This is a genomic window from Streptomyces jumonjinensis (genome assembly GCF_009600885.1).
In the GTDB taxonomy this organism is placed as follows: Bacteria; Actinomycetota; Actinomycetes; order Streptomycetales; family Streptomycetaceae; genus Streptomyces; species Streptomyces jumonjinensis.
The window spans coordinates 1,836-5,845 of record NZ_VCLA01000195.1 but is presented as its reverse complement, the minus strand read 5'-3'; the positions used below and the strand labels follow the sequence as shown (position 1 = coordinate 5,845).

The window sequence follows — 4,010 nt, the reverse complement described above, 5'->3', positions numbered from 1 at the left end:
GCACCAGGCCGAGGCGAACGGCAAGAAGGGCACCGTCGTCGCCGCCGGGTGCGCCCTGCTGCTGGGCGCGGCGAACGGCATCGTCAGCTTCTTCTCCGCGATGGGCACCCAGGTCAACTGATGCCCACGCACGAGAAGAAACGTTCCTCCCACCGCAGCCCGAGGGGTTCTCTGGTGCCGGGTCCGGGGTCGTCGGTGCTGCACCGGTCCCTGATCGTGACCGTGGTGCTGACGCTACTGACCGGCATCGCCGGGCTGGTCGCCTTCCTCACCCGCGAGGACACCCCCGAGACGGCGGCCCCGGCGTCCGCGCCGGAGACCCGGCAGTCGGCTCCGCCGGCTCCCGCCCCGGTGAAGGCCCCGAAAGGGGGCCAGGTGGTGGCGCCCGTGAAGACCACCGACCCCGTCGAGTTCGCCAAGGCCGCAGCGAAGGTCCTGTGGTCCTACGACACCCGCCGCCTCTCCCAGCCCGAGCACATCGCCGGGCTCAAACGCTGGATAACCGGCGAGAAAAAGTACGCCGATTGGGCGTCCGTGGCGGATCAGGTGCCGGATCCGGTGCTGTGGTCGCGGATGGGCGACCAGGCCCAGTACGCGACCGCCACGGTCGGCGAGGGCCACTTCCCGCAGGCGTTCAAGTCCGCGCTCGCCGCCGATCCGGGGGCGATCACCGATGCGTACATCTACGCGGTCACGGTCACCGGCCGTCAGTCGATCGCCTGGACCGGCTCCGACCAGGGCACCGGCGCCGAGCCCCGCTCCTCGACGCTCGCCGTCCAGTGCCGCCCCGACCAAGCGTGCCGTCTCGCGGCCGTCCTGCCCACCACCGCCCCGTGACCACCCCGTACGAAAGGAGGTGAACCATGCCTTCAGCATGTGATCTGCCCCTGATGAACACGGTCTGCGACGCGGTCGGCGGCGTGGCGAGTTCGACCGGCCAGGCCATCACAGACGGGATCGGCGCCTGGATCGCCAAGTCCATGGGCGAGATGGCCCAGGCGGCGGCCGACCTCGCCGCGCAGGCAGTGGACAAGACCACCGCCGTCGACCTCAACGCGACCTGGTTCCGTGAGAACTACGAGCTGCTGCTTCCGATCGGCCTGGTGCTGATCGTCGGCACGTTCTGCCTGCAGCTCATGCGGGCCGCGTGGCGGCGGGACGAGCGGGCGCTGTTCCAGGCCGTGACCGGCACGGTCGCCGGGGTGTTCTTCGCGTTCGCGGCCATCGCCTGCACCACCGTCGCCCTGACCATCGTGGATGCCCTCTCAGCAGGGTTGTTCAAGGCCGCGAACAGCTCGGTGGACGATGCGATCCGCCGTGTCATCAAGGTCAATTCTTACGGGGCGATGTACGGGCTCGGCTGGGGGATCCCCGCGATCGTCGCCCTCGGCGCGACCATCGGTGCCTTTCTCTACTGGGCGGTGATGGTCGCCCGGAAGGTCGGCATCCTGATCCTGGTTACTTTGGCGGTGTTCGCCGGGGCCGGCGGCGGCTGGGAGGTCGCCCGCCGCTGGCGCAAGGGCTGGATCGAGGCCACCAGCTCCCTGATCGTCTCCAAGCTGCTGATGACGATCGTGTTCCTCCTCGGCGTCTCCGCCATGGGCAAGACCGACCCGGCCGACGGGCTCGGCGCGCTGTCGGACGCGATGGCCGGAATCGTGATCATGGTCCTCGTATTGCTGTGCCCCTATGCGACGTACAAGTTCGTGCACTGGGCGGCCGAGGGCGGCGGGCAGGATGATCTGCACCGCACCGGCGTCGCCGGGGTCACGGTGGCGGCCGGGGCGGCGAAGACCGCCGGGCAGCTCGCCATGCAGGCCGGGACCGGTATGCCCGCTCCGCAGGGTCCGGCGAAGGTCCCCGGCCAGGGCGCCGGGGGCGTCGCCGCCGGGATCAACCCCGCTGGCGGCAACACCTCGCCGGAGGGGATCTCCGGGGACGAGCCGCCGCAGACGACCTTCCGGTTCGGCGAGGACCCGAACGCCACCGGCGACAAGGGCCAGCCCCTCATCCGCCGCCCCCGTACCGACGGCGACAAGGGCCGGCCGCTCATCCAGCGCCCCGGCCAGCCCACCGGAACCGGTGGCTCCGCCGGGGGAGCCACCGGGACAGGCGGGCCAGCGACCGGAGCGACCAGCGCACCGGGATCGACCGGCACCGCTGCCGCTGCCGCACCCGCCTCCGGCACGGCCGCCTCGGGTCCCGCGCCCGCTGGCCCGGTGCCCGCCGGAGCACCGGCCGGTCCATCGGAGGGGATTCAGGCGGTGTCCGCCCCGCCGGTCCCTGCCCGGCCGCCGGCTCCGCCGGGGCTGAGTCCGCAGGGCGGGACGACCCCGGCCCGGTGGGTCTACCCGAAGCCGCCCACCGGTCTGGGCGGCTCGGACCCCCGGTCCTGACCGGCTGACCGGCACCTCCTGGGGGCGGACCCTTCGGTCCGCCCCCAGGGGCCACCCCCTCTTCTTCTTCAAGGACGACCCCACCCATGCACCCTGATGTCTCCGCTTCCACGGCTCCGGCCACGGTGAAGTTCCCCCACCGCTCCCGCCGGGGCGTGCTCCTCGGGCTGACCGCGCCGCAGCTCGTCGCCGTCGCCCTGACCGGCCTGCTCCTCCTCGCCGTCCTCATGTCGACCGGCGTCCCCGGCGCGCTGAAGCTCATCCCCCTGTGGACAGTGATCCTCGCGGCCGTGTTCGTCCGCTACCGGGGCCGCTCCCTCGCCGACTGGGCCCCGATCGCCCTCCGCTACACACTGCGCCGGACCAAGGGCCAGCTCGTCTGGCTGACCCGGCCGTCGTCCCGGCCCCGGCGGGAGGGCCTGCTGCACCTCCCGGGCACGGCCGCGTCCCTGCGGGTAATCACCTCTCCCGACCGCCACACCGGCGCCGTCCACGACCCGCACCACGGCACGCTGACCGCGGTGGTCCGGGTCGCCTCCCGGGCGTTCGCGCTGCTGGACCCGGCCACGCAGAACCACAACGTCGCCGGGTGGGGGCGGACCCTGGCCGCGCTGTCCCGCACCGGGCACATCGCCCGCGTCCAGGTCCTGGAGCGGACGGTCCCGGACTCCGGAGACGCGCTCCACCGGTACTGGACGGAGCACGGGAACCCGGACACCCATCTCGCCGGGCCCGTCTACACCGACCTGCTGACTGCCGCAGGGCCCGCGGCGGCCCCGCACGAGAGCTACGTCGCCATCGCCCTCGACCTGAAGGCGGCCCGCCGTCTGATCAACCAGGCCGGCGGCGGGCTCACCGGAGCGTTCTCCGTGCTGACCCAGTTGACCGCGACGTTCGACCAGTCGGTGCGCAACGCCGGTCTCACCCCGGGCGGGTGGCTGACCGCGGGCGAGATCGCCGCCGTGATCCGCACCGCCTACGACCCGAAGGCGGGCGCCGCCCTCGACCAGTGGTCGGACACCGACCGGCCCGAAGCCGATCCCGCAGCCGCCGGGCCCGTTGTGCTGGTGGAGAAGGCGGACCGAATCGAGACCGACTCGGCTCACCACGCCACGTTCTGGATCGAGAACTGGCCTCGGATCGAAACCGGTGCGGGGTTCCTGCACCAGCTTCTGTTCACCTCCGGGGTCCGCCGCACCCTCTCGCTCACCTACGCGCCGAAGGGTCTCGACGCGGCGCTCAAGGACGTACAGCGGAAGAAGGCGACCGTGATCGCGGACGCGGCGGAGCGGCAGCGCAAGGGGCAGGTCGATTCCGAGGAGGACAACGTCGAATACGCGGACATCAAGAACCGCGAACGCGAGCTGATCGCCGGCCACGCCGACGTCGCCCTCACCGGGCTCGTCACGGTCTCCGCGGACACCCCCGACCAGCTCAACTCCGCCTGCGCGGCAATCGAGACGGCGGCCGTCGCGGCCCTGGTCGATCTGCGTCCGCTGACCTGGCAGCAGGCCGAGGCGTTCACCAACGCCGCCCTGCCCCTCGCCCGCCCGTGACCCGAGGACGCAGAAGCCGATGCCGACCGACCTGGCGTTCGCCACCGAGGCCCTGGAC

General features: G+C 72.4%; 3 protein-coding genes. All 3 read left to right on the top strand.

The window, feature by feature from the left end:
- The first annotated feature begins 120 nt into the window (after nt 1–120).
- The 3 genes from FF041_RS33365 to FF041_RS33355 all read left to right on the top strand — a co-directional run bounded on the left by FF041_RS33365 (nt 121) and on the right by FF041_RS33355 (nt 3,952).
- Entirely contained in the window at nt 121–837 is a 717-nt protein-coding gene (locus tag FF041_RS33365) for a hypothetical protein (RefSeq protein ID WP_194292279.1), read from the top strand.
- Between the two features lie 26 nt (nt 838–863).
- A complete protein-coding gene (locus FF041_RS33360; RefSeq protein ID WP_456154184.1) occupies nt 864–2,396 on the top strand; it encodes an SCO6881 family protein in 1,533 nt (510 codons plus the stop codon).
- Nucleotides 2,397–2,482: 86 nt separating this feature from the next.
- Nucleotides 2,483–3,952: an SCO6880 family protein gene (locus FF041_RS33355; protein ID WP_153526213.1), complete on the top strand. Its 1,470-nt coding sequence runs from the start codon at nt 2,483–2,485 to the stop codon at nt 3,950–3,952.
- The last annotated feature ends 58 nt before the right edge of the window (nt 3,953–4,010 follow it).

Excerpts from the sequence above, each read along its gene's own strand:
- FF041_RS33365 (WP_194292279.1), top strand. The coding sequence starts at position 121 with ATGCCCACGCACGAGAAGAAACGTTCCTCCCACCGCAGCCCGAGGGGT.
- FF041_RS33360 (WP_456154184.1), top strand. The coding sequence starts at position 864 with ATGCCTTCAGCATGTGATCTGCCCCTGATGAACACGGTCTGCGACGCG.
- FF041_RS33355 (WP_153526213.1), top strand. The coding sequence starts at position 2,483 with ATGCACCCTGATGTCTCCGCTTCCACGGCTCCGGCCACGGTGAAGTTC.